The organism is Streptomyces sp. NBC_00503, assembly GCF_036346895.1.
Taxonomy (GTDB): domain Bacteria; phylum Actinomycetota; class Actinomycetes; order Streptomycetales; family Streptomycetaceae; genus Streptomyces.
The window spans coordinates 2,523,521-2,544,886 of sequence record NZ_CP107855.1 but is presented as its reverse complement, the minus strand read 5'-3'; the positions used below and the strand labels follow the sequence as shown (position 1 = coordinate 2,544,886).

Below are 21,366 nucleotides of genomic sequence, written 5' to 3'. Positions count from 1 at the left end.
CTTTCTCCACGTCTCAGGGGGTGCTGAATTGTCACGGCGCCACCGCCAGGTGGCGACAAACGCTCGTCAGTCTTACTTCTGGTGCTTCGCGATGTAGTCCGCGGCGTCGCCGACCGTCTTGAGACCCTTGACGTCCTCGTCCGGGATCTTGACGTCGAAGCGCTCTTCGGCGGCGACGACGACCTCGACCATGGACAGGGAGTCGACGTCCAGGTCGTCGGTGAAGGACTTCTCGATCTGGACGTCCTCGACGGGGATGCCGGCAATCTCGTTGACGATCTCGGCGAGACCCTCGACGATCTCTTCCTGGGTGGCGGCCATGTGGCGCTCCTTCTATAGCTAACTGGGTTGGATCAGGGTCGGGACGTGAATCCCGGGCCCTAGGGGAGGGTAACGACCGTCGCGGCGTAGACGAGTCCCGCCCCGAAGCCGATGACGAGCGCGGTGTCGCCGCTCTTCGCCGCTCCGGTCGCCAGGAGCCGCTCCATTGCGAGCGGGATCGAGGCGGCCGAGGTGTTGCCGGTGGTTTCGATGTCACGGGCGACCGTGACGTGCTCCGGCAGCTTCAGAGTCTTCACCATCGAGTCGATGATCCGCATGTTTGCCTGGTGCGGGATGAAGACGTCCAGGTCGTCCACGGTGATCCCGGCGGCGTCGAGCGCCTGCTGGGCCACCTTGGCCATCTCGAAGACGGCCCAGCGGAAGACCGCCTGACCCTCCTGCGTGATGGCCGGGAACTTCTCGCCACCGTCCTTGCCGAGGTACTCGTCCCACGGCACGGTCTGCTTGATGGTCTCCGACTTGTCGCCCTCCGAACCCCACACGGTGGGGCCGATGGCCGGCTCGTCCGAGGGGCCGACGACCACGGCGCCGGCGCCGTCGCCGAACAGGAAGGCCGTCGCGCGGTCCTCCAGGTCGGTGAGGTCCGAGAGCCGCTCCACGCCGATGACGAGGACGTACTCCGCGGAACCTTCCACCACCAGGCCCTTGGCCAGGGTCAGACCGTAGCCGAACCCGGCGCAGCCGGCGGAGATGTCGAAGGCGGCGGGCTTGCCCGCGCCGATCCGGTGCGCGATCTCGGTCGCGACGGCAGGGGTCTGCTTGAAGTGCGACACCGTCGAGACGATCACGGCGCCGATCTTCTCCGGGGCGATCCCGGCATCGGCCAGCGCCTTGCCGGAGGCCTCCACCGACATCGCGGCGACGGTCTCCTGGGGCGAGGCCCAGTGCCGCGTCGCGATGCCGGAGCGGGAGCGGATCCACTCGTCGGACGAGTCGATGGTCTCGAGGATGACCTCGTTGGGCACCACGCGGACCGGGCGGTAGCCGCCGACCCCCAGGATGCGGGCGTACGGGGAGCCCTTGGCAGGCTTGATCTTCGACATGCTGTGTGGGCTCCTTCTCTCAGGCCGACTGCTCGGCGACAAGCGCCGCGGCCTTCTCGAGATCGTCCGGGGTCTTCAGGGCCACGCTCGGTACGCCCTTGAGCGCGCGCTTGGCCAGACCCGTCAGGGTGCCACCGGGGGACAGTTCGATGATCCCCGTGACGCCCAGTGCGGCGAACGTCTCCATGCACAGGTCCCAGCGGACCGGGTTGGCCACCTGGCCCACCAGCCGGGCGACGACGTCGGCGCCCGTGGTCACGACCTGACCGTCCTTGTTCGAAACATAGGCCGTCGTCGGGTCCGCCGGGGAGAGGGCCGCTGCGGCCTGCTCCAGGGCGACGACCGCCGGGGCCATGTGGTGCGTGTGGAAGGCGCCCGCGACCTTGAGGGCGACGACCTTCATGGAGCCTTCGGGCTTCTCGGCCTCGAGCGCCGCGATCTGCTCCATCGTGCCGGCCGCGACGATCTGGCCCGCGCCGTTGATGTTCGCCGGGGTCAGACCCAGCTTCTCCAGGTGCGCGACCACGACGTCGGGGTCCCCGCCGAGGACCGCGGCCATGCCCGTCGCGGTGATCGCAGCGGCCTCGGCCATGCCGAGCCCGCGGGTGCGTACGAAGGACAGTGCCTCGGTGTCGGAGAGCACACCGGCCTGGACGGCCGCGGTGATCTCGCCGACGCTGTGACCCGCGACGGCGCCGAACGCCGTACCCGCGCCGAGGGCGTCGGCGCAGAGCAGTCCGGCGGCCACCAGCAGGGGCTGTGCCACGGCCGTGTCGCGGATCTCGTCCGCGTCGGCCTTCGTGCCGTAGTGGGCAAGGTCGAGCCCGATGGCGTCCGACCAGGCGGCGACGCGGTCAGCGGCACCGGGCAGGTCGAGCCAGGGAGTCAGGAAGCCGGGCGTCTGTGCGCCTTGGCCGGGAGCGACGAGTACGAGCACCCTCACACTCTCTCTTGTGTTCGGTCCGCGCCGCCCGTGGGGACAGGGACGAAGAACCTTCGGGGTAATTGTTGATGTCCGACAAAAGTCTAGGACTGGGGATCGCCGTCGGCCAGACGCCCAAGGATCAGGGCGATCCGCAGAGTGAACGCAGAACGGACATCGGAGGGCGACCATCCGGTGACGTCCGTCACACGTCGCAGCCGGTAGCGCACGGTGTTGGGGTGCACGAACAGCATCCGAGCTGCGCCTTCGAGGCTGCTCGCCTGCTCCAGGTACACGCTCAGGGTCTCCAGTAGGGCCGAGCCGGCCTCTTCGAGCGGTCTGTAGATCTCCTCCACCAACTGCTCGCGCGCCGAAGGGTCCGAGGCGATCGCGCGCTCAGGCAGCAGATCATCCGCCAGCACCGGCCTGGGAGCGTCCTGCCACGCCGTGCACGCCTTCAGCCCGGCGGCCGCGGCCTGCGCCGACTTCGTGGCGTTCAACAGGTCCGGAACCACCGGACCGGCCACCACCGCACCCGCGGCGAACGGGCCGATCAGCGATTTGGCCACCTGCATCGGATTGTCGCTGCCACCCGCGATGACCACGAGCCGGTCCCCGAGCACACCGGTGAGGACCTGGAGCTTGTGATGGCGGGCCGCGCGCCGGATCGCCTCGACCGTCAGCTCGCTGTCGCCCTCCGGAGCGGTGCCCAGCACCACGCACACGTGCTCCGGCGAATTCCAGCCGAGCGCCGCGGCCCGTGACAGCGCGCCCTCGTCGGCCTCACCGGAGAGCACCGCGTTGACGACCAGCGACTCCAGCCGGGCGTCCCACGCCCCGCGCGCCTCGGCGGCCTGCGCGTACACCTGGGCGGTCGCGAAGGCGATCTCCCGGGCGTACACCAGCAGCGCCTCGCGCAGGATCGACTCGTCGCCGGGCGCGGCGACCTCGTCGATCGCGGTCTCCATGACCTCGATCGTGGTCCGCACCATCTCGACGGTCTGGCGCAGCGTGATCGCCCGGGTCAGCTCGCGCGGAGCCGTCCCGAACACATCCGTGGAGATCGCCTGAGGGGTCTCCGGGTGCCGGAACCACTCGGTGAACGCGGCGATGCCGGCCTGGGCCACCAGTCCGATCCAGGACCGGTTCTCCGGGGGCATGTTCCGGTACCACGACAGGGTTTCGTCCATGCGCGCGATGGCGTTCGCGGCGAGCCGTCCGGAGGACTTCTCCAGCCGTCGCAGCGTCGCGGCGTGCGGATGCGCGGGGGCCGGATGCGCGGGATGGGTCGCTGGTGATTGCTCGCGTTCGGGTTGGGGCACGTGACAAGACTGCCCTATCGGGGCGGGTGCGCGGAGTCGGGTCTCACCCGGGCCCGCCCGGACGTCCCGGGGGCGCGGCGCGCCCGGGGGCTACGGTGGCCTCCATGATTGATGTACGGCGAGGCGCCTACCGGTACGAGGGCGGGGACCGGGCCGCCGGGATCACCACCCGGCACGCCTTCTCCTTCGGGCACCACTACGACCCGGACAACCTGCGCTTCGGCCCGGTCCTCGCGTGCAACGAGGAGACCCTCGCCCCGGGCGCCGGCTTCGAGGAGCACCCCCACAGCAACACCGAGATCGTGACCTGGGTGGTGGAGGGCGAGCTCACCCACCGCGACAGCACCGGCGCCACCACCCTGGTCCGGCCCGGCGACGTACAGCACCTCGGCGCCGGATCCGGAGCCCGGCACGTGGAGCGCAACGACGGCCCCGGGCCGCTCCGCTTCGTCCAGCTGTGGCTCGCCCCCCTGGAGCCGGCCGGGGAGCCCTCGTACGCGCTGGTCAGGGGCATCGCCGACAGCACGCCCTACGCCGTGCCCGCGGCCGGCGCCGTCCTGCACGTACGCCGTCCGGGCGCGGGCGAGCGGGTCGCCGTACCGGCGGCGGCCCACGTGTACCTGCACGTCGTACGGGGGGACCTGCGCCTGGACGGCAAGGATGCCGACGACGGCGTCGAGCTCGGCCCCGGGGACGCGGCACGGATCACCGGCGAGACGGAGCTGGAGCTGGTCGCCGGATCCCCGTCCGAGCTGCTGATCTGGGAACTTCCCTGACGTTCGGTCCTTCAGGGGGCGGTGGCGAGGGCGGCGGCCCGTGCGCGGATCAGCGGGAGCTGACCGTAGAGGGCGGTGCCGGGGCACTCGGTCGTGAAGCCGTCCCGGTGGCCGGAGATCCGCTGGAGGGTGACGTTCTGGCCGGGCTTGAACCTGCCGTTGTCGATCACGGCGGGGAGGGTGACGCTGCCCGCCGGGTCGTAGCCGTACTGGGCGAGCTTCCAGGCGGCGATCCGGGCGACCGCGTCCGTCGCGGCGTCCGGCGCGTCCTGGTCGGTGTAGTCGCCGATCACGGCGATGCCCGTGGTGTCCGTGTTGAAGCCCAGCGTGTGGGCGCCGGTCACGGGCCGGTCGGTGCCGCCCTTGCGGCCTTCGAAGACCGTGCCGCACTTGTCGACGACGAAGTCGTAGCCGATGTCCTTCCAGCCGTTCGTCTTCACGTGCAGCGTGTGCAGACCGCGCATGATGGCCGCGGAGTCGGCGCAGTCGTAGGCATTGCTCTGCGCGGTGTGGTGCACGAAGACGGCCTTGACCTCGTTGCCATAGGCCGGCTCCTCGGGGCTGAGCGATTCGTCGGCGCCCCACTCGGCGCGGCTGACGATCTGCGGGACCGTCAGGGCTGACCGGGCGGATGCCCTGGCCCCGACCGCGAAGGCCGCCGGCCCGGTGCGCACCGCGCGGGCGCTGCCCGGGTCGACCATGTCGAGGCGCAGGCCGGCCGGGAGGGCGGCGCCCTTGCCGGTGACCCGTACCTCGACGCCGTCGGAGGGGCCCGCCCACATGGGCTCGGACGCCCCGCGCAACCCCGGGCGCGAAGCGCCGTCGCTCGCCGCCCCGCCCTCGGAGCCGAGGGCGGTCCACCGGGACCACTCGCCGGTCTGCTCCGCCCTGGTGCGCACCTGTAAGCCGCCCTCGATCACGCGGCCGGGATCGTTCCAGGAGACGGCCAGCATGCTGAAGACGGAGGTGTCCTCGTCCTTGAACGTGGCCCCGGCACCGCCCGCTTCGAGTGCGACGGTGCGCACCTCGGGGCGGGCGGGACCGTTGCCCGTCACCCGCTGTAACGCGAGAACGCCGCACAGGACCGTGGTCGTGGTGGCAGCCGTCAGCCAGATCCTGCGGGTTCGCACCCGGTTCTCCCCGAGGTTTCACGGTGAATGAGAACCGGAATCTATCGATCCCCGACCGGGCGCCGTGTCAGACGGAGCGGCCGAGCTCCGCGAGCACCGCGTCGGTGAACGGAGGCCAGGCCTCCACGGCCCAGGGGCCGAAGGCGCGGTCCGCCAGCGCCACGCACGCGGCGCGCGCGTCCGGGTCCACCCAAAGGAAGGTACCGGCCTGCCCGAAGTGGCCGAAGGTGCGCGGCGAGGAGCCGGCGCCCGTCCAGTGCGGGGACTTCCCGTCGCGGATCTCCACGCCGAGGCCCCAGTCGTTGGGGGACTGGTGTCCGTAGCCGGGCAGGACGCCCTTGAGGCCGGGGTGGACCACGGAGGTGGCCTCGGCGACGGTGCGCACGTCCAGCAGCCGGGGCTGCTGCAGCTCGGCGGCGAAGCGCACCAGGTCGGTGACGGTGGAGACGCCGTCCTTGGCGGGGGAGCCCTCCAGGCTGCTCGACGCCATGCCCAGCGGCTCGAAGACGGCCTGGTGCAGGTACTCGGCGAAGGGGATCCCGGTGGCCTTCGCGATGTGGTCGCCGAGGACCTCGAAGCCCGCGTTCGAGTACAGCCGGCGCTGTCCGGGCGGGGAGACCGCGCGGTGCTCGTCGAAGGCCAGGCCGCTGGTGTGCGCGAGCAGGTGGCGGACGGTGGAGCCCTCGGGGCCGGCGGGCTCGTCCAGCTCGATGGCGCCCTCCTCGTAGGCGACGAGGGCGGCGTAGGCGGCGAGCGGCTTGGTCACGGAGGCCAGCGGGAAGCGGTGGTCCACCGGGCCGTGGGCGCCGAGCACGGTTCCGTCGGCGCGGACGACGGCCGCGGCGGCGGTCGCAACCGGCCAGTTCTCGATGATGCGCAGACTCTGCAAGCTCTCCATGCGGCCGAGGGTACTTGCTTGGAGTGCACTCCAAGGTTTTAGCGTGGTGGTCATGAGCCTGACGGAGACGCGGTACACGATCAGCGAGGTCGAGGCCCGGACCGGTCTGACCCAGCACACACTGCGCTGGTACGAGCGGATCGGCCTCATGCCGCACGTGGACCGCTCCCACTCGGGCCAGCGGCGCTTCAGCGACAAGGACCTCGACTGGCTGGCCTTCGTGGGCAAGCTGCGCACCACCGGAATGTCGGTGGCGGACATGGTCCGCTACGCCGAACTCGTCCGCGAGGGCGCGCACACCATGGACCAGCGGCGCGAACTGCTGGAGCGCACGCGCTGCGAGGTGCGGGCGCGGATCACCGAACTGACGGACGCGCTCGCGGTATTGGACTTCAAGATCGACATGTATTCGATGAATGCAGCTTCGATGAATGCAGCTTCGATGAATGCAGCTTCGATGAATGCAGCTTCGATGAATGCAGCTTCAGAAAAGGCGGACCGGACATGAGCGGGATCGAGAAGATCGAGAAGGTCGAACTGGGCAAGGGAGGCCCCCTGGTGGGCGTCCAGGGTCTCGGCTGCATGGGCATGAGCGAGTTCTACGGGGACACGGACGAGGCGGCCGCCCGGCTGACCCTGGACGCCGCGCTGGACGCCGGGGTCACCCTCTTCGACACCGCCGACGTCTACGGGCGGGGCGCCAACGAGGAGTTCCTCGCCCCGTTCGTGGCCGCGCACCGCGAAGAGATCACCCTCGCCACGAAGTTCGCCATAGAGCGCAGCGACGACCCGATGTACCGGGGGATCCGCAACGACCGCGCCTACGTCCGCCGGTCGGTGGAGGACAGCCTGCGGCGGCTCGGCACCGATGTGATCGACCTCTACTACATGCACCGCCGCGACCCGGCCGTGCCGCTCGCCGAATCGGTGGGCGCCATGGCGGAGTTGGTACAGGAGGGCAAGGTGCGCCACCTCGGGCTCAGCGAGGTGACCGGCGCCGAGCTGCGCGAGGCGCACGCGGTGCACCCGATCGCGGCGCTCCAGTCGGAGTGGTCGCTGTTCAGCCGGGACGTGGAGCGCAGCGCGGTGGGCGCGGCGGCGGAGCTGGGCGTGGCCTTCGTGCCGTACTCCCCGCTCGGGCGCGGCTTCCTGACCGGTGCGTTCGCGGACGCGGCGGCGGACCTGTCGGCCGGTGACTTCCGCAAGTACCAGCCCCGTTTCACGGGGGACAACGCGAAGGCGAACGCGGCGCTGCTGGCGCCGGTACGGGAGATCGCGGCGGCCCGGCAGGCCACGCCGGGGCAGATCGCCCTGGCCTGGGTGCACCAGCAGGCGCGGGTGCACGGGCTGACCGTGGTCCCGATCCCGGGCACCCGCAAGGCGGGCCGCCTCGCGGAGAACACCGGGGCGACCCGGATCACCCTGACGGACGCGGAGCTGGCGCTGCTGGAGCCGATCGCCGCGCAGGTCTCGGGGGACCGCTACCCGGACATGTCCTCGACCTCGGCGGCGCGCGAGGCGTAGGCGGGGGCGAGGCCAGGGCGAGGCCGGGGCGAGGCCGGGGCGAGGCGGGGGCGAGGCCAGGGCGGAGCCGGACCCGCCCCGCCCCGGCCCTGCTCCGCTCAGGCGCCCGCTGTGAAGCGGTCGCGGAGGGCGGCGTACTCCGCGTCCGTCAGGAGGCCCGCGCTGTGCAGTTCGCCCAGGTGCTGGAGCCGGTCGCCGGAGCGGGCCCGGGGGAGCGAGGCGACCGAGGCGACCGGTGAGCGGCCGCGCAGGGCGGCGAGGACCGCCGCCGCGAACGGCAGGGATTCGTGCACGGCCCCGTAGCCCACGCCGAAGACGGCCGAGGACAGGTCGTGGTCGGGCCGGGGGTCGCCCGGAAGGCTGCGGGCGAGCAGGCGCAGGTGGCCCCCCGCCCGCTCCGGGGAGTGCCACTCGACGCCGGTCAGGGCGGTCAGCGGATACCGCTGGTCGCCCGCCTTCCATTTGGTGCTGGTGGCCCCGGTGCGGGACCAGTGGAAGGTGACGGCGGCGCCGTCGAAGGCGAGCCGGGCGTCGTAGGCCTTCAGAGCGGCCGGGGGGTGCTGGACGGGGACCAGGAAGCGGTCGGCCGGTTCGGGCGGTCCCAGCCGCTCGCGCAGCTCCGCGGCGAAGGCCGCCGCCCGGTCGGCGCCGGCGCCGGGCAGCACCAGGCGGTACGGATCGCAGACCTCTCTCAGCTGTCCCGCCGCGGCTTCCATCAGCGGGTCCGCGCCCGCCCGCGCCGAGGCGCGCAGCACGACGGTGTCCCGCCGTCCCACGCTCAGACTCATCCCCGACAACGCTTCGAGGGGGATCCGGCGTTCCCCGAGGGCATGCCAGAGCCTGGGAGTTCGCATCCCCCGTGCGAAGCGGATGAGTATCGAGTCCGTGGTGCGGTCGAACTCCCAGACGGCATGGTTTCCGGCCAGTACGTCACCCATGCGGCACATCGTAAAGGGACCGACCCCCGCGCGTCCCCCCGCTGTGAAGCCCCTTTTCGGGGCGTCTACGCGTGTCAGGAGCCGTTCGTGCCGGAAATTCCGCGTCGACAGGCGTCTCCGCCGGTGGCGCACACCATGGAACCGAACGTGCCGGTTCCGATTTTGGCGAAGTTGTCCAAAGAAGCGGTGCCTGGCTCGAAGTAGCCGGTGTGGCTCTTGGCTCCGGCCGCCGACAGCACCCGCGCGCCGAAGTCAGGGGAGACCGGATCCGCGCCGTGGCCCAGGCCCCCGACCTCCAGGTGCGGTACGTCCGCGATCCAGTCGCCGGAGTCCCGCATCGCCCAGACCCGCGCCGAGGTCCCGAGGTCCTGCACGCTCTCCGCCCGCATCCCGGGGCTGCCGGCCACCGCGATGTCCGTGACCCGGGAGGGCAGTTCGTGCGCGGCGACCCCGCAGACCACCGAGCCGTAGCTGTGGCAGAACAGCGCCACGCTCGCCTTACCGGGCAGTGAGGAGGCCAGCGCGCGCAGCTTCACGGCGCCGTCCGCGGCCATCCGGCCGGTCGCCGCGTCCATGCCGACCCCGGTGGGCGCGGTGTACCCGGCCCAGGCGATGACCGCCGTCCGGCTGTCGGGCGCGGCCGCGCGCTCGGCCTCGTACAGGGACTCGGCCATGCCGGCGGGGGCGGTGAGGCGGCGCTGGGTGCGCTCGAAGGTCAGCGCGTCCGTGTCGACGCCGGGGACGATCACCGAGATCCGGCGGGCCGCGTCGAGATCGCCGAAGACCTCGGCGACGAGGCCGCCCCCGGTGGGGTCGAAGGTGAGGATCTGCCGGTCCGGCTCGGCGAGGGATTCGAAACGGTGGGCGCGCCGGGTGGCGTTGGTGCGGTCGGCGGGGGCCAGCGTGACGTCGTGTCCGTCGGCCTCCTCCTCCCGGGCCGCCTGCTGCAGGGCGATCCGGTTGGCCCCGTAGCGGGTGTCGGACGGCACTCCGTCGAGGTTGCCGACGACGAGCGGGTACGCCTGCGCCAGCCTGGCGCGCTGGGCTCCGTCGAGCCCGGCGAAGAAGTGGGCCACCAGCGGGGCGGGGGCGTCGGCGGCGGGCAGCGCCCGGCCTTCGAAGCGGTCCCGGGCCCAGGAGGCGAGCGCGGCCTGGCGCGGGGAGATCCCCTCTTCGGGCCGGTGCACCGCGGTCCAGCCGGTGGTCGCGAGCATCAGGAAGACCACCGTCAGCGCGAGCAGGGTGCGCAGGACGGCCGGGCGCGCGACGTGGTCGACGGCGTGGGGGTGGGCGGGGCCGGGCAGGTTCACTGCGCCCAGACTAGGAGACCGCTGCGGGCGGTGGCGCGCGGGGTGACCGGAGTCACCGCCGACCGTGCGAAGCCGCCCGAAGCGGGCGATCTCGTACGGAGCCGCGTACGGGGCCACGTGCGCCGGAGCGTGCGCCACGCGCGCCCGCGGCTCCGGGTGCCCGCGACCGGGCAGGTACCGGCAGGTCAGGCCGGGTGGCTCCAGCCGGCGGCCAGCGCCGGGCCGATCTGGTCGAGGTAGGTCTCGGTCATCCGCCGGATCGTGGCGACGCTGATGTCCTCGCCCTGACCCCAGAGCCGGCCGGTGACCCGCATCACGCCCGAGAACGCGGCGACGGCCACCCGCGGCCGCGGATCGGCGTCCACGTCCAGCCCCTCGCGCTCGGCGATCAGCAGGGCGATCCGCTCCTCCAGTTCGGTGGAGCGGCGCAGGTGCACGGCGAGCAGGGCCGGAGTGGACTCGATGAGCCGGTAGCTGCGCATGTACAGGTCGACCGGGACCACCTCGGAGATCGCCTCGTCCACGGTGTCCCAGGCGTCGAGGACGGCCGCGCGCATCGCTTCGAGGGGCCCCTCGGCGGGCGGGCGGGCCTGCAGCGCGGCGACGAAGTGGGATTCGACCAGGTCCTGGACCGCGAAGGCGACCTCCTCCTTGTTGGCGAAGTACCGGAAGAAGGTCCGCTGGGAGACGTCCACGGCGTCGGTGATCTCGTCGACGGTGGTCTCCTCGTACCCCTGGGCCACGAACAGCAGGAGCGAGGCGCGCAGCAGCGCGTCGCGGGTGCGGCGTTTCTTGCGTTCGCGCAGGCCGTCCGCCGGCGCTGACGGCGCGGGCCGCTGATCGGTCATCACGGCGGGCGGGTCCTTTCTGACGCGCAGCGAGTGGGTGCCCAGGGTATCTGTGACGGACCTGACAGCGGCTGTCCGACCAAGCCGCCTGTGAAGTGTCAGTCGCTGTCACTATCCTGTTCGCATGACTAGTCAGATCACCGTCGACGACCAGGACGATCGGGCGCTCGCCAAGGAATCAGGGCCCGCGCAGCCCCGTACCGGACTGCGCGGACACCCCTGGCTGACCCTCTTCGCCGTCGCGATCGGCGTCATGATGGTCACCCTCGACGGCACGATCGTCGCCGTCGCCAACCCCGCGATCCAGAAGGACCTCGGCGCCTCGCTGGCGGACGTCCAGTGGATCACCAACGGCTACCTCCTCGCCCTCGCGGTCTCGCTGATCACCGCGGGCAAGCTCGGCGACCGCTTCGGCCACCGCCAGACCTTCCTCATAGGCATCGCCGGCTTCGCCGTCTCCTCGGCGATCATCGGCTTCTCCAGCGGAGTCGAGCTCGTCATCGGCTTCCGCGTCGCGCAGGGCGTCTTCGGCGCGCTGCTGATGCCCGCCGCGCTCGGCCTGCTGCGCGCGACCTTCCCCGCCGAGAAGCTCAACATGGCCATCGGCATCTGGGGCATGGTCATCGGGGCCTCGACCGCCGCGGGTCCCATCGTCGGCGGCCTGCTCGTGGAGAACGTGAGCTGGCAGTCGGTCTTCTTCATCAACGTGCCCGTCGGCATCGTCGCGCTCGCCTTCGGCCTGTTCATCCTGGTCGACCACCGCGCCGAGAACGCCCCGCGCTCCTTCGACATCCCCGGCATCCTCCTGCTGTCGGTCGCGATGTTCTCCTTGATCTGGGCCCTGATCAAGGCCTCCGAATGGGGCTGGGGCGACCTGAAGACCCTGCTCTTCCTGGGGCTGTCCGTCCTGTGCTTCGTGGCCTTCGCCCTTTGGGAGAACCGGGTCGCCGAGCCGCTGATCCCGCTCGGGATGTTCCGCTCGCTGCCGCTGTCCGCGGGCACCGTGCTGATGGTCCTGATGGCCTTCGCCTTCATGGGCGGGCTGTTCTTCGTGACCTTCTACCTCCAGAACATCCACGGCATGAGCCCCGTCGACAGCGGCCTGCACCTGCTGCCGCTCACCGGCATGATGATCATCGGCTCGCCGCTGGCCGGCATCGCCATCACCAAGGTCGGCCCGCGCATCCCGCTCGTCGCGGGCATGGTCGCCACCGCCACCGCCTGCTTCGGGATGGCGCAGCTGACCCCGCAGACCGGCACCCTGACCATGTCGCTCTGGTTCGCCCTGATGGGCTTCGGGCTGGCGCCCGTCATGGTCGGCGCCACCGAGGTCATCGTCGGCAACGCCCCGCTCGAACTGTCCGGCGTGGCCGGCGGACTCCAGCAGGCCGCGATGCAGGTCGGCGGCAGCCTCGGCACCGCCGTGCTCGGCGCGGTCATGGCCAGCAAGGTCGACAGCGTCTTCGGGGACAACTGGGCCGCCGCGAAGCTGCCGCCGCTCACCCCCGAACAGACGGACCTCGCGGCGAAGGGGGTCCAGGTCGGCATCGCCCCGGTTCCGCCGGGGGCCCCCGACCAGGTCGCGCGGGCCATCACGGGGGTCGCGCACGACACGTTCGTGTCAGGGATGAGCACCGCCTTCACCGTCGCCGCCGTGGTCGCGGTGCTCGCCGCGATCGTGGCCTCCTTCACCAAACGCGGGGCGAACGCCGCCGCGGGGGCCGGGGCGGCGCACATCTAGGGCCGACACCGAGGGCCCACTGCCGGTGGGCCCGCTGCCTGCGGGCCCACCACCCGCAGGCCACCGACCGGCGCCGCCCGGGCTGCCCGCTGCTGCCCGGGCGGCGCCACCGGCGCTTCCGGCGGCCCCTGCGCCGCCGATCGCGGGGGCCGCCGGAGCGTCAACTCCGTACGTACGACAGCCCCGCCGGGCGGTTCCGGCGGGGCCGTCGCCTATCAGGGTGGACCCGCCCGCGGCCCCTTCCGCTCGCCCGTCGCCGCAGGTCAGCGTGGGGTCGACGGAGCTTCCGGAACCGGTCCGGGGCCCGTCCGTCCACCAGGAGTTGACCCGTCATGCGTACGTGGAACACCCATCGTTTCGGGGGCACGGTCGCCGCAGCCGCCGTACTCGCCGCCACCCTGCTGATCCCGGGCACCGCCGGCTCCGCCCATGCGGCGGCCGGGGCCGGAAAGGGGGCCGGTCAGGGGGCCGGCCACGCCTCCGGGCCGCCGCCGCTGGGGGTCTGCGCCACCGGGCAGTTGTGCCTGTGGGCGAAGCCGGAGTTCAAGGGGGCCCGCAAGACCCACGAGCTCAGCACCCTCGACATCAACAGCTGCACCGCGCTGCCCGCCGGGACCACCGCCCAGTCCATCGCCAACCGCACCGGGCGCCCGGTGACCACCTACCAGTCGGCCGAGTGCGCCGAGACGGGAGAGTTCCAGACCTATCCGGGCGACGGGGTGTGGCTGCCCCAATCGCCCTACCAGGTGCGGGCGTTCAAGGTGTGGGAGAACTGACGACCCCGGCCGTACGGGCCTCTCCGGGCGCCGGAGCCGCAGCCGCGGTCCCGGCCGCCCGGGGAGGCCCGCCCTGGGCCGCGACCCCGTGGTCGGGGGAGGCCGCGGGCGCGCCGCCCGGCCCCGTTGCGCTCAGCGCAGCGATCTCCGCACGCAGCGCCCGGACCTCGCCCGCCAGTTCGGCGATGGCCGCCGTCTGGGCCCGTTCCACCAGGTCGTCGCGTTCGAAGCGGGAGATGAACCAGGCCGCGATGTTGGCGGTCACCACACCCAGCAGCGCGATCCCGGACAGCATCAGCCCCACCGCCAGCAGCCGGCCGAGCCCGGTGGTGGGGGAGTGGTCCCCGTACCCGACCGTGGTCATCGTCGTCACCGACCACCACAGGGCGTCCCCCAGGTTCTTGATGTTGCCGCCGGGGGCGTCCCGCTCCACGCTCAGCACGGCCAGCGAGCCGAACATCAGCAGCCCGACCACCGCGCCCGCCACGTACGTGGTCAGCCGGATCTGCGGGGCCATCCGGGCCCGCCGGCCCACCAGCATCAGCGTGGAGACCACCCGCAGCAGCCGGAGCGGCTGGATCATCGGCAGCAGCACCGCCGCCAGGTCCATCCAGTGGGTCCGGACGAAGGCCTTCTTCGCCCCCGACAGGCCCAGCCGCATCAGGTAGTCCACGGCGAAGGCCGCCCACACCACCCACTCGGCGTGCGTACAGGCCCGGTGCACGGCGGGATCCGCGTCGGGCGCCACGATGGGCACGGCGTAGGCGACGGCGAATCCGAGGGCGAGCAACAGGAGCGGCGTCTGCGTCCGGCGCTCCCACCGCGACTGGCGGGAGGGTTCCTTCATGAGGGCATGGTAAAGAACGAGTAAGGGGCGCTGGGACAGATGTCCCAGCGCCCCCACGCAAGAGTGACGGCTACGCGTCGCCGCCCGCCGCGCCCGGGTCGGCCGCCCTGACGTCCAGCAGCTGGTACCGGTCGATGGCCTGCTTGAGCGCCGAGCGGTCGATCTTGCCCGCCTTGGCCAGCTCGGTCAGGACCGAGAGGACCACCGACTGCGCGTCGATGTGGAAGAACCGCCGGGCCGCACCGCGCGTGTCGGCGAAGCCGAAGCCGTCCGCGCCCAGCGAGGTGTACGAACCGGGAACCCAGCGCGAGATCTGGTCCGGGACCGCCCGCATCCAGTCGGAGACCGCCACGAACGGACCCTCCGCGCCGGACAGCTTGCGCGTCACGTACGGGACGCGCTGCTCCTCCTCCGGGTGGAGCAGGTTGTGCTCCTCCACCGCGACGGCCTCGCGCCGCAGCTCGTTCCAGGAGGTCGCCGACCAGACGTCCGCCTTGACGTTCCACTCGGCGGCCAGGATCCGCTGCGCCTCCAGCGCCCACGGCACGGCCACGCCCGAGGCCATGATCTGCGCCCCGACGGCGCCCGTGGTGCCCGCGGAGACCCGGTGGATGCCCTTGAGGATGCCGTCGGCGTCCACGTCCGCCGGCTCGGCCGGGTGCTGGATCGGCTCGTTGTAGACCGTCAGGTAGTAGAAGACGTCCTCGGCGTCGGGCCCGTACATCCGGCGCAGACCGTCCTTGACGATGTGCGCGATCTCGTACCCGTACGCCGGGTCGTACGCCACACAGCCCGGGTTGGTCGACGCCAGCAGCTGGGAGTGACCGTCGGCGTGCTGGAGGCCCTCACCCGTGAGGGTGGTCCGGCCGGCGGTCGCGCCGAGGACGAATCCGCGCGCCAACTGGTCGGCCATCTGCCAGAACTGGTCACCCGTGCGCTGGAAACCGAACATCGAGTAGAAGACGTAGACCGGGATCAGCGGCTCGCCGTGCGTCGCGTACGCCGAACCGGCGGCGATCAGCGAGGCCGTGCAGCCCGCCTCCGAGATGCCGTCGTGCAGCATCTGGCCCGTCGGGGACTCCTTGTACGCGAGCAGCAGGTCGCGGTCGACCGCCTCGTACTGCTGGCCCAGCGGGTTGTAGATCTTGGCGCTCGGGAAGAAGGCGTCCATGCCGAAGGTGCGGTACTCGTCGGGCGCGATCAGCACGAAGCGCCGGCCGATCTCCTTGTCCCGCATGAGGTCCTTCAGGATGCGGACGAAGGCCATGGTGGTGGCGATCGACTGCTGTCCCGAACCCTTCTTGGCGGCCGCGTACGTCTTCTCGTCCGGCAGCTGCAGCGGCTTGGCGCGCACCACGCGGGTGGGCACGTACCCGCCGAGCGCGCTGCGGCGGTCGTGCATGTACTGGATCTCGGGGGAGTTGCGGCCCGGGTGGTAGTACGGCGGCGCGCCGTCCTCCAGCTGGGCGTCCGTGATCGGGATGTGCAGCCGGTCGCGGAAGCGCTTGAGGTCGTCGGCCGTCAGCTTCTTCATCTGGTGGGTCGCGTTGCGGCCCTCGAAGTTCGGACCCAGGGTCCAGCCCTTGACCGTCTGCGCCAGGATCACCGTCGGCTGGCCCTTGTGGGCCTTGGCCGCCGCGTACGCCGCGTAGACCTTCTTGTGGTCGTGACCGCCGCGGCCCAGGTGCTGGATCTGCTGGTCGGACATGTTCTCGACCATCGCCCGCAGCCGGTGGTCGTCGCCGAAGAAGTGCTCACGGATGTACGAACCGGACTCGGTCGCGTACGTCTGGAACTGCCCGTCCGGGGTGGTGTTCATCTTGTTGACCAGGATGCCGTCGCGGTCCTGCGCCAGCAGCGGGTCCCAGGAGCGGTCCCAGATCAGCTTGATGACGTTCCAGCCGGCGCCGCGGAACTGAGACTCCAGCTCCTGCATGATCTTGCCGTTGCCGCGGACCGGGCCGTCGAGGCGCTGCAGGTTGCAGTTGACGACGAAGGTCAGGTTGTCCAGGTTCTCGCGGGCCGCGATGGACAGCTGGCCGAGCGACTCCGGCTCGTCCATCTCGCCGTCGCCGAGATACGCCCATACGTGTGACTTGGAGGTGTCCGCGATGCCGCGGGCCTGCATGTACCGGTTCATCCGGGCCTGGTAGATCGCACCGAGCGGACCGAGGCCCATCGAGACGGTCGGGAACTCCCAGAAGTCCGGCATCAGGCGCGGGTGCGGGTAGCTGGACAGGCCGTACGGGGCCTTCGACTTCTCCTGGCGGAACGCGTCGAGCTGCTGCTCGGAGAGCCGGTCCAGGAGGTAGGCGCGGGCGTAGATACCGGGGGAGGCGTGCCCCTGGAAGAAGATCTGGTCGCCGCCGTCGCCCTCGTCCTTGCCCCGGAAGAAGTGGTTGAAGCCCACGTCGTAGAGGGACGCGGAGGAGGCGAACGTGGCGATGTGGCCGCCGACCCCGATGCCCGGACGCTGGGCGCGCGAGACCATGACGGCCGCGTTCCAACGGGTGGCGTTGAGGACCTTGCGCTCGATCTCCTCGTTGCCGGGGAAGAAGGGCTCGTCCTTGGTGGCGATCGTGTTGACGTAGTCCGTGGAGCGCATCTCGGGCACGGCCACGCGCTTTTCGCGGGCCCGCTCGATCAGCCGCAGCATCAGGTAGCGGGCACGCTCACGGCCCCGCTCGTCGACGGCGGCGTCCAGGGAGTCGAGCCACTCCTGCGTCTCTTCCGGATCGAAGTCCGGGACCTGGCTCGGCAGGCCGCCAATGATGATCGGGTTGCGATCGGATGCGGAAGCCACGCTGTTCCTTCGCTGTCGGGGGAGTCGTGCCTTGGGGTTCGCCGCCTCCCATGGTCTTACGCTCGGCGGAAATCGTCACCTTTACCACTCGGTAATCCCTGGAGTCAGGGGGGATTGCGGGGGTCGGGGTGACGAGACCGGCCAAACCGCAACCTTACGCCCACCTAGATCAACGCCTTCGCAAGGCCGTTCGTCCCTCAAGCAGGTAGGAAAGTCCCGAGGCGATGCCGAATGAGGTGGAATGGTGTGGGATGAATCACCAGAGGTGCATACGGAGGGGCTGAAAGTTGCGGCGAGACGGCCGCAATCGTCACCGTTTCGACGGTCTCGGCGGCCGGGTACTTGCGCGATCCGCCGCGCCCGTGTGGACTACGCCCAATGCTGCGCGTACGCGCGCTGCCGAAGAACATTCACCGAACATGAGCAGGAGGCACCCCGTGAGCGCGACCGCGGACCACGCGGAGAACCTGGCCGCCAGGCTGGGTTTCCAGTCCGAACAGGTGGTCCAGGAGATCGGCTACGACGACGATGTCGATCAGGAATTCCGTGATGCCGTAGAGGATCACGTCAACGAGGTCGTCGATGAGGACTACGACGACGTCGCCGACGCGGTGCTGCTGTGGTTCCGGGAGGACGACGGCGACCTGACGGACGCCCTGGTCGACGCGACCGAGCTGGTCGAGGACGGCGCACTGATCCTGCTGGTGACTCCCAAGACCGGCAAGGACGGTTTCGTCGAGGCCAGCGACATCAGCGAGGCCGCCGAGACCGCCGGCCTCTCTCTGGCCAAGGGACTCCCCGTCGGCAAGGAGTGGACCTCCACCCGCCTGACGACGCCGAAGACGGCCAAGTCCAAGCGCTGAACCGCGCCCCGCAGCCAAGCGGACACATGCACCCCGCCGACCGGACTCGTCCTGGTCGGTGGGGTGTGTGCGTTCGGCGGCGCGGTGGGTCCGCGGCATAGGCTGGCCCCCGGGACATCACCCGAACGGCCCAACGCAGGGATGCAGGAACGAAGGGATGCGACAGATGGCGATCGAGGTCGGCAGCAAGGCCCCGGACTTCGAACTCAAGGACAACCACGGTGCCACCGTGCGGCTCTCCGACTTCAGGGGGGAGAAGGCCGTCGTGCTGCTCTTCTACCCGTTCGCCTTCACCGGCGTCTGCACCGGGGAGCTGTGCGAGCTCCGCGACCAGCTCCCGCGGTTCCAGAACGACGACGTGCAGCTCCTCGCGGTCTCCAACGACTCCGCGCCGACCCTGCGCGTCTTCGGCGAGCAGGAGGGGCTGGAGTACCCGCTGCTGTCGGACTTCTGGCCGCACGGGGAGACCTCCCGCGCCTACGGGGTCTTCGACGAGGACAAGGGCTGCGCGGTCCGCGGCACCTTCGTCATCGACAAGGACGGCGTGGTGCGCTGGAGCGTCGTCAACGGCCTGCCGGACGCCCGCGACCTGAATGAGTACATCAAGGCCCTCGACAGCCTCTGAGGGGCTCTGGGAGCCTGCGGGGAACGTCCGGCAGGCTCGTTGGGCAGGTTCGCCTCGAATAAGCCCGTACAGGCGGGAACCCGTCACTAGGATCGAAACGTTGATCCTGTGAACCGCACGACGGGGCACCGCCCCACACAAAAACCTTATGGAGGACCCGTGGGAGTCAGCCTCAGCAAGGGCGGCAACGTCTCGCTGACCAAGGCCGCGCCGAACCTGACGGCGGTCATCGTCGGTCTGGGCTGGGACGCTCGCACCACCACCGGTGTCGACTTCGACCTCGACGCCAGCGCGATCCTGACCAACGACCAGGGCAAGGTCGCCAGCGACGCGAACTTCGTGTTCTTCAACAACCTGAAGAGCCCGGACGGCTCGGTCGAGCACACCGGTGACAACACCACCGGCGAGGGCGAAGGCGACGACGAGGCCATCAAGGTCAACCTCGCCGGCGTTCCGGCCGACGTGGCCAAGATCGTCTTCCCGGTCTCGATCTACGAGGCCGAGACCCGCCAGCAGAGCTTCGGCCAGGTCCGCAACGCGTACATCCGCGTCGTGAACCAGGCCGACAACACCGAGCTCGCCCGCTACGACCTCTCCGAGGACGCCTCGACCGAGACCGCCATGGTCTTCGGCGAGCTCTACCGCAACGGCGCGGAGTGGAAGTTCCGCGCCATCGGCCAGGGTTACGCCTCGGGCCTGCGCGGCATCGCGCAGGACTTCGGCGTCAACGTCTGAGCCCGATCCGTCAGGGCTGATTCGTCAGACCAGCAGCTCACCCGTCCGGCGCCGTGCACTGTGTGTACGGCGCCGGACCGGCTTTACGCACGGCCGCACCGCCACACGGCCGCGCCGCCACCGCCGTATGCCACACCGCTGTACCGCCACACCGCCGCACTGCCACACCGTTGTCCGGGGAGGACCACAACATGGGCGTCACACTCGCCAAGGGGGGCAATGTCTCCCTCTCCAAGGCCGCACCGAACCTCACCCGGGTTCTGATCGGCCTCGGATGGGACGCGCGCTCGACCACGGGCGCCGACTTCGACCTCGACGCCAGCGCGCTGCTGTGCGGCAACGGCCGGGTGCTCGGGGACGAGTACTTCGTCTTCTACAACAACCTGAAGAGCCCCGAGGGCTCCGTCGAACACACAGGGGACAACCTCACCGGCGAGGGTGAAGGTGACGACGAGTCGATCATCGTCGACCTCACCAAGGTGCCGGCCGCCGTGGACAAGATCGTCTTCCCGGTCTCCATTCACGAGGCCGAGGCCCGCCGGCAGAGCTTCGGCCAGGTCAGCAATGCGTTCATCCGCGTCGTGAACGAGGCGGACGGCCAGGAACTGGCCCGCTACGACCTCACGGAAGACGCCTCCAGCGAGACCGCGATGATCTTCGGCGAGGTGTACAGGTACGGCGGCGAATGGAAGTTCCGTGCGGTGGGGCAGGGGTACGCGTCAGGGCTCCGGGGCATCGCTCTAGACTTCGGGGTCAACGTTTCGTAAAGCCGTACAAGACGATGGGATGCCAGTGGTTCTGAAAACCTTCGGCTGGTCGTTCGCAGTCACTGCGCTCGGACTGGTCGCAGCGGTGCTCTACGGGGGCTGGACAGGGTTCGGGATCGTCGCGATCCTCACCATCCTCGAGATCTCGCTGTCCTTCGACAATGCGGTGGTCAACGCCGGAATTCTGAAGAAGATGAATGCCTTCTGGCAGAAGATCTTCCTCACGGTCGGCGTACTCATCGCGGTCTTCGGCATGCGACTGGTCTTCCCCGTCGCCATCGTCGCGATCAGCGCCAAGATCGGTCCCATCGAAGCCGTCAAGCTGGCGATGACCGAAAAGGAGCACTACCAGCAACTGGTCACGGACGCCCACCCGTCCATCGCCGCCTTCGGCGGAATGTTCCTGCTGATGATCTTCCTCGACTTCATCTTCGAGGACCGCGACATCCAGTGGCTCGCCTGGCTCGAGCGCCCGCTGGCCAAGCTCGGCAAGATCGACATGCTGTCCGCGTGCATCGCGCTGATCGTTCTGGTCGTCACCTCGATGACCTTCGCCACCCAGGCCCACCAGCACGGCGGCGCCCACGTGGACAAGGCCCAGACGGTCCTGATCTCCGGGGTCCTCGGCCTGATCACGTACATGATCGTCGGCGGTCTCTCCGGCTACTTCGAGAACAAGCTCGAAGAAGAGGAAGAGGCCGAGCACGAGGCCGAGGAAGCGGCCAAGAAGAGCGGCAAGTCCCCGGTCTCGGCCGTCGCCATGGCCGGCAAGGCCGCCTTCTTCATGTTCCTCTACCTCGAAGTCCTCGACGCCTCCTTCTCCTTCGACGGGGTCATCGGCGCCTTCGCCATCACCAACGACATCGTGCTGATGGCCCTGGGCCTCGGCATCGGTGCCATGTACGTCCGGTCGCTCACGGTCTACCTGGTCCGCCAGGGCACCCTCGACGACTACGTCTACCTGGAGCACGGCGCGCACTACGCCATCGGCGCGCTCGCCGTCATCCTGCTCGTCACCATCCAGTACCAGATCCACGAGGTCATCACCGGCCTCGTCGGCGTGGTGCTGATCGCATGGTCCTTCTGGTCCTCGGTGCGCCGCAACAAGCGCATGGAGCTGGAGGGTTCCACCGCCGAGGCATGACCTCGGCGGTAA

21 protein-coding genes are annotated in these 21,366 nt (G+C 70.5%); 10 read left to right on the top strand and 11 right to left on the bottom strand.

Annotation, left to right across the window (positions count from 1 at the left end; translation table 11 throughout):
• Positions 1-72: 72 nt before the first annotated feature.
• The 4 genes from OG490_RS11915 to OG490_RS11900 all read right to left on the bottom strand — a co-directional run bounded on the left by OG490_RS11915 (position 73) and on the right by OG490_RS11900 (position 3,629).
• A complete protein-coding gene (locus OG490_RS11915; RefSeq protein ID WP_330296256.1) occupies positions 73-321 on the bottom strand; it encodes an acyl carrier protein in 249 nt (82 codons plus the stop codon).
• Between the two features lie 59 nt (positions 322-380).
• Positions 381-1,385 carry a ketoacyl-ACP synthase III gene (locus OG490_RS11910; protein ID WP_330296255.1) on the bottom strand — a complete coding sequence of 335 codons (1,005 nt, stop codon included), beginning with the start codon at positions 1,383-1,385 and terminating at the stop codon, positions 381-383.
• Positions 1,386-1,404: 19 nt separating this feature from the next.
• Complete coding sequence (locus tag OG490_RS11905; RefSeq protein ID WP_330296254.1) at positions 1,405-2,322, bottom strand: ACP S-malonyltransferase; 918 nt, start codon at positions 2,320-2,322, stop codon at positions 1,405-1,407.
• 89 nt (positions 2,323-2,411) lie between these two features.
• Positions 2,412-3,629: a PucR family transcriptional regulator gene (locus OG490_RS11900; protein ID WP_330296253.1), complete on the bottom strand. Its 1,218-nt coding sequence runs from the start codon at positions 3,627-3,629 to the stop codon at positions 2,412-2,414.
• A 104-nt stretch (positions 3,630-3,733) separates the two neighbouring features.
• On the opposite strand from OG490_RS11900, the gene OG490_RS11895 reads away from it, so the two are divergent.
• Complete coding sequence (locus tag OG490_RS11895) at positions 3,734-4,405, top strand: pirin family protein (RefSeq protein ID WP_330296252.1); 672 nt, start codon at positions 3,734-3,736, stop codon at positions 4,403-4,405.
• A gap of 11 nt (positions 4,406-4,416) precedes the next feature.
• Here the strand turns inward: OG490_RS11895 and OG490_RS11890 are convergent, their stop codons facing one another.
• Together OG490_RS11890 and OG490_RS11885 are read right to left on the bottom strand one after the other, a co-directional pair.
• Positions 4,417-5,535: a peptidoglycan recognition protein family protein gene (locus tag OG490_RS11890; protein WP_330296251.1), complete on the bottom strand. Its 1,119-nt coding sequence runs from the start codon at positions 5,533-5,535 to the stop codon at positions 4,417-4,419.
• A gap of 67 nt (positions 5,536-5,602) precedes the next feature.
• Positions 5,603-6,424 carry a serine hydrolase domain-containing protein gene (locus tag OG490_RS11885; RefSeq protein ID WP_330300894.1) on the bottom strand — a complete coding sequence of 274 codons (822 nt, stop codon included), beginning with the start codon at positions 6,422-6,424 and terminating at the stop codon, positions 5,603-5,605.
• Positions 6,425-6,485: 61 nt separating this feature from the next.
• Here OG490_RS11885 and OG490_RS11880 point away from each other — a divergent pair, with 61 nt between their 5' ends.
• Together OG490_RS11880 and OG490_RS11875 are read left to right on the top strand one after the other, a co-directional pair.
• Positions 6,486-6,941 carry a MerR family transcriptional regulator gene (locus tag OG490_RS11880; RefSeq protein ID WP_330296250.1) on the top strand — a complete coding sequence of 152 codons (456 nt, stop codon included), beginning with the start codon at positions 6,486-6,488 and terminating at the stop codon, positions 6,939-6,941.
• Positions 6,938-7,957: an aldo/keto reductase gene (locus OG490_RS11875; RefSeq protein WP_330296249.1), complete on the top strand. Its 1,020-nt coding sequence runs from the start codon at positions 6,938-6,940 to the stop codon at positions 7,955-7,957. The genes OG490_RS11880 and OG490_RS11875 overlap by 4 nt, the downstream gene beginning before the upstream one ends.
• 98 nt (positions 7,958-8,055) lie before the next feature.
• On the opposite strand, the gene OG490_RS11870 is transcribed toward OG490_RS11875, so the two are convergent.
• From OG490_RS11870 to OG490_RS11860, 3 genes are all read right to left on the bottom strand, one after another.
• Complete coding sequence (locus OG490_RS11870; RefSeq protein WP_330296248.1) at positions 8,056-8,895, bottom strand: DUF4429 domain-containing protein; 840 nt, start codon at positions 8,893-8,895, stop codon at positions 8,056-8,058.
• 74 nt (positions 8,896-8,969) lie between these two features.
• The gene (locus tag OG490_RS11865) at positions 8,970-10,109 is read right to left on the bottom strand and encodes an alpha/beta hydrolase (RefSeq protein WP_330300893.1); all 1,140 of its coding nucleotides are present in this window, start codon (positions 10,107-10,109) and stop codon (positions 8,970-8,972) included.
• A gap of 281 nt (positions 10,110-10,390) precedes the next feature.
• Positions 10,391-11,053: a TetR/AcrR family transcriptional regulator gene (locus OG490_RS11860; RefSeq protein ID WP_330296247.1), complete on the bottom strand. Its 663-nt coding sequence runs from the start codon at positions 11,051-11,053 to the stop codon at positions 10,391-10,393.
• Between the two features lie 124 nt (positions 11,054-11,177).
• On the opposite strand from OG490_RS11860, the gene OG490_RS11855 reads away from it, so the two are divergent.
• The gene (locus OG490_RS11855) at positions 11,178-12,794 is read left to right on the top strand and encodes an MFS transporter (protein ID WP_330296246.1); all 1,617 of its coding nucleotides are present in this window, start codon (positions 11,178-11,180) and stop codon (positions 12,792-12,794) included.
• 332 nt (positions 12,795-13,126) lie between these two features.
• Complete coding sequence (locus tag OG490_RS11850) at positions 13,127-13,570, top strand: peptidase inhibitor family I36 protein (RefSeq protein ID WP_330296245.1); 444 nt, start codon at positions 13,127-13,129, stop codon at positions 13,568-13,570.
• On the opposite strand, the gene OG490_RS11845 is transcribed toward OG490_RS11850, so the two are convergent.
• The gene (locus OG490_RS11845; protein WP_330296244.1) at positions 13,551-14,417 is read right to left on the bottom strand and encodes a potassium channel family protein; all 867 of its coding nucleotides are present in this window, start codon (positions 14,415-14,417) and stop codon (positions 13,551-13,553) included. The genes OG490_RS11850 and OG490_RS11845 overlap by 20 nt on opposite strands.
• 70 nt (positions 14,418-14,487) lie before the next feature.
• Entirely contained in the window at positions 14,488-17,220 is a 2,733-nt protein-coding gene (gene aceE, locus OG490_RS11840) for a pyruvate dehydrogenase (acetyl-transferring), homodimeric type (RefSeq protein ID WP_330296243.1), read from the bottom strand.
• A 437-nt stretch (positions 17,221-17,657) separates the two neighbouring features.
• On the opposite strand from aceE, the gene OG490_RS11835 reads away from it, so the two are divergent.
• The 5 genes from OG490_RS11835 to OG490_RS11815 all read left to right on the top strand — a co-directional run bounded on the left by OG490_RS11835 (position 17,658) and on the right by OG490_RS11815 (position 21,354).
• On the top strand, positions 17,658-18,083 hold the full coding sequence (locus tag OG490_RS11835; protein WP_330296242.1) for a DUF3052 domain-containing protein: 426 nt from the start codon (positions 17,658-17,660) through the stop codon (positions 18,081-18,083).
• A gap of 166 nt (positions 18,084-18,249) precedes the next feature.
• On the top strand, positions 18,250-18,708 hold the full coding sequence (locus tag OG490_RS11830; RefSeq protein WP_330300892.1) for a peroxiredoxin: 459 nt from the start codon (positions 18,250-18,252) through the stop codon (positions 18,706-18,708).
• Between the two features lie 159 nt (positions 18,709-18,867).
• Entirely contained in the window at positions 18,868-19,443 is a 576-nt protein-coding gene (locus OG490_RS11825; RefSeq protein WP_030026013.1) for a TerD family protein, read from the top strand.
• Between the two features lie 191 nt (positions 19,444-19,634).
• Positions 19,635-20,210, top strand: a complete 576-nt coding sequence (locus tag OG490_RS11820; RefSeq protein ID WP_330296241.1) for a TerD family protein — start codon at positions 19,635-19,637, stop codon at positions 20,208-20,210.
• Positions 20,211-20,235: 25 nt separating this feature from the next.
• Positions 20,236-21,354 carry a DUF475 domain-containing protein gene (locus OG490_RS11815; RefSeq protein WP_330300891.1) on the top strand — a complete coding sequence of 373 codons (1,119 nt, stop codon included), beginning with the start codon at positions 20,236-20,238 and terminating at the stop codon, positions 21,352-21,354.
• The last annotated feature ends 12 nt before the right edge of the window (positions 21,355-21,366 follow it).

Bases quoted from the DNA above. Each gene is read 5' to 3' on its own strand.
- OG490_RS11875 (WP_330296249.1), top strand. From the start codon at position 6,938: ATGAGCGGGATCGAGAAGATCGAGAAGGTCGAACTGGGCAAGGGAGGC.
- OG490_RS11880 (WP_330296250.1), top strand. From the start codon at position 6,486: ATGAGCCTGACGGAGACGCGGTACACGATCAGCGAGGTCGAGGCCCGG.
- OG490_RS11870 (WP_330296248.1), bottom strand. From the start codon at position 8,895: ATGGGTGACGTACTGGCCGGAAACCATGCCGTCTGGGAGTTCGACCGC.
- OG490_RS11860 (WP_330296247.1), bottom strand. From the start codon at position 11,053: ATGACCGATCAGCGGCCCGCGCCGTCAGCGCCGGCGGACGGCCTGCGC.
- OG490_RS11895 (WP_330296252.1), top strand. From the start codon at position 3,734: ATGATTGATGTACGGCGAGGCGCCTACCGGTACGAGGGCGGGGACCGG.
- OG490_RS11855 (WP_330296246.1), top strand. From the start codon at position 11,178: ATGACTAGTCAGATCACCGTCGACGACCAGGACGATCGGGCGCTCGCC.
- OG490_RS11850 (WP_330296245.1), top strand. From the start codon at position 13,127: ATGCGTACGTGGAACACCCATCGTTTCGGGGGCACGGTCGCCGCAGCC.
- OG490_RS11830 (WP_330300892.1), top strand. From the start codon at position 18,250: ATGGCGATCGAGGTCGGCAGCAAGGCCCCGGACTTCGAACTCAAGGAC.
- OG490_RS11865 (WP_330300893.1), bottom strand. From the start codon at position 10,109: ATGCTCGCGACCACCGGCTGGACCGCGGTGCACCGGCCCGAAGAGGGG.
- OG490_RS11910 (WP_330296255.1), bottom strand. From the start codon at position 1,385: ATGTCGAAGATCAAGCCTGCCAAGGGCTCCCCGTACGCCCGCATCCTG.
- OG490_RS11845 (WP_330296244.1), bottom strand. From the start codon at position 14,417: ATGAAGGAACCCTCCCGCCAGTCGCGGTGGGAGCGCCGGACGCAGACG.
- OG490_RS11820 (WP_330296241.1), top strand. From the start codon at position 19,635: ATGGGCGTCACACTCGCCAAGGGGGGCAATGTCTCCCTCTCCAAGGCC.
- OG490_RS11915 (WP_330296256.1), bottom strand. From the start codon at position 321: ATGGCCGCCACCCAGGAAGAGATCGTCGAGGGTCTCGCCGAGATCGTC.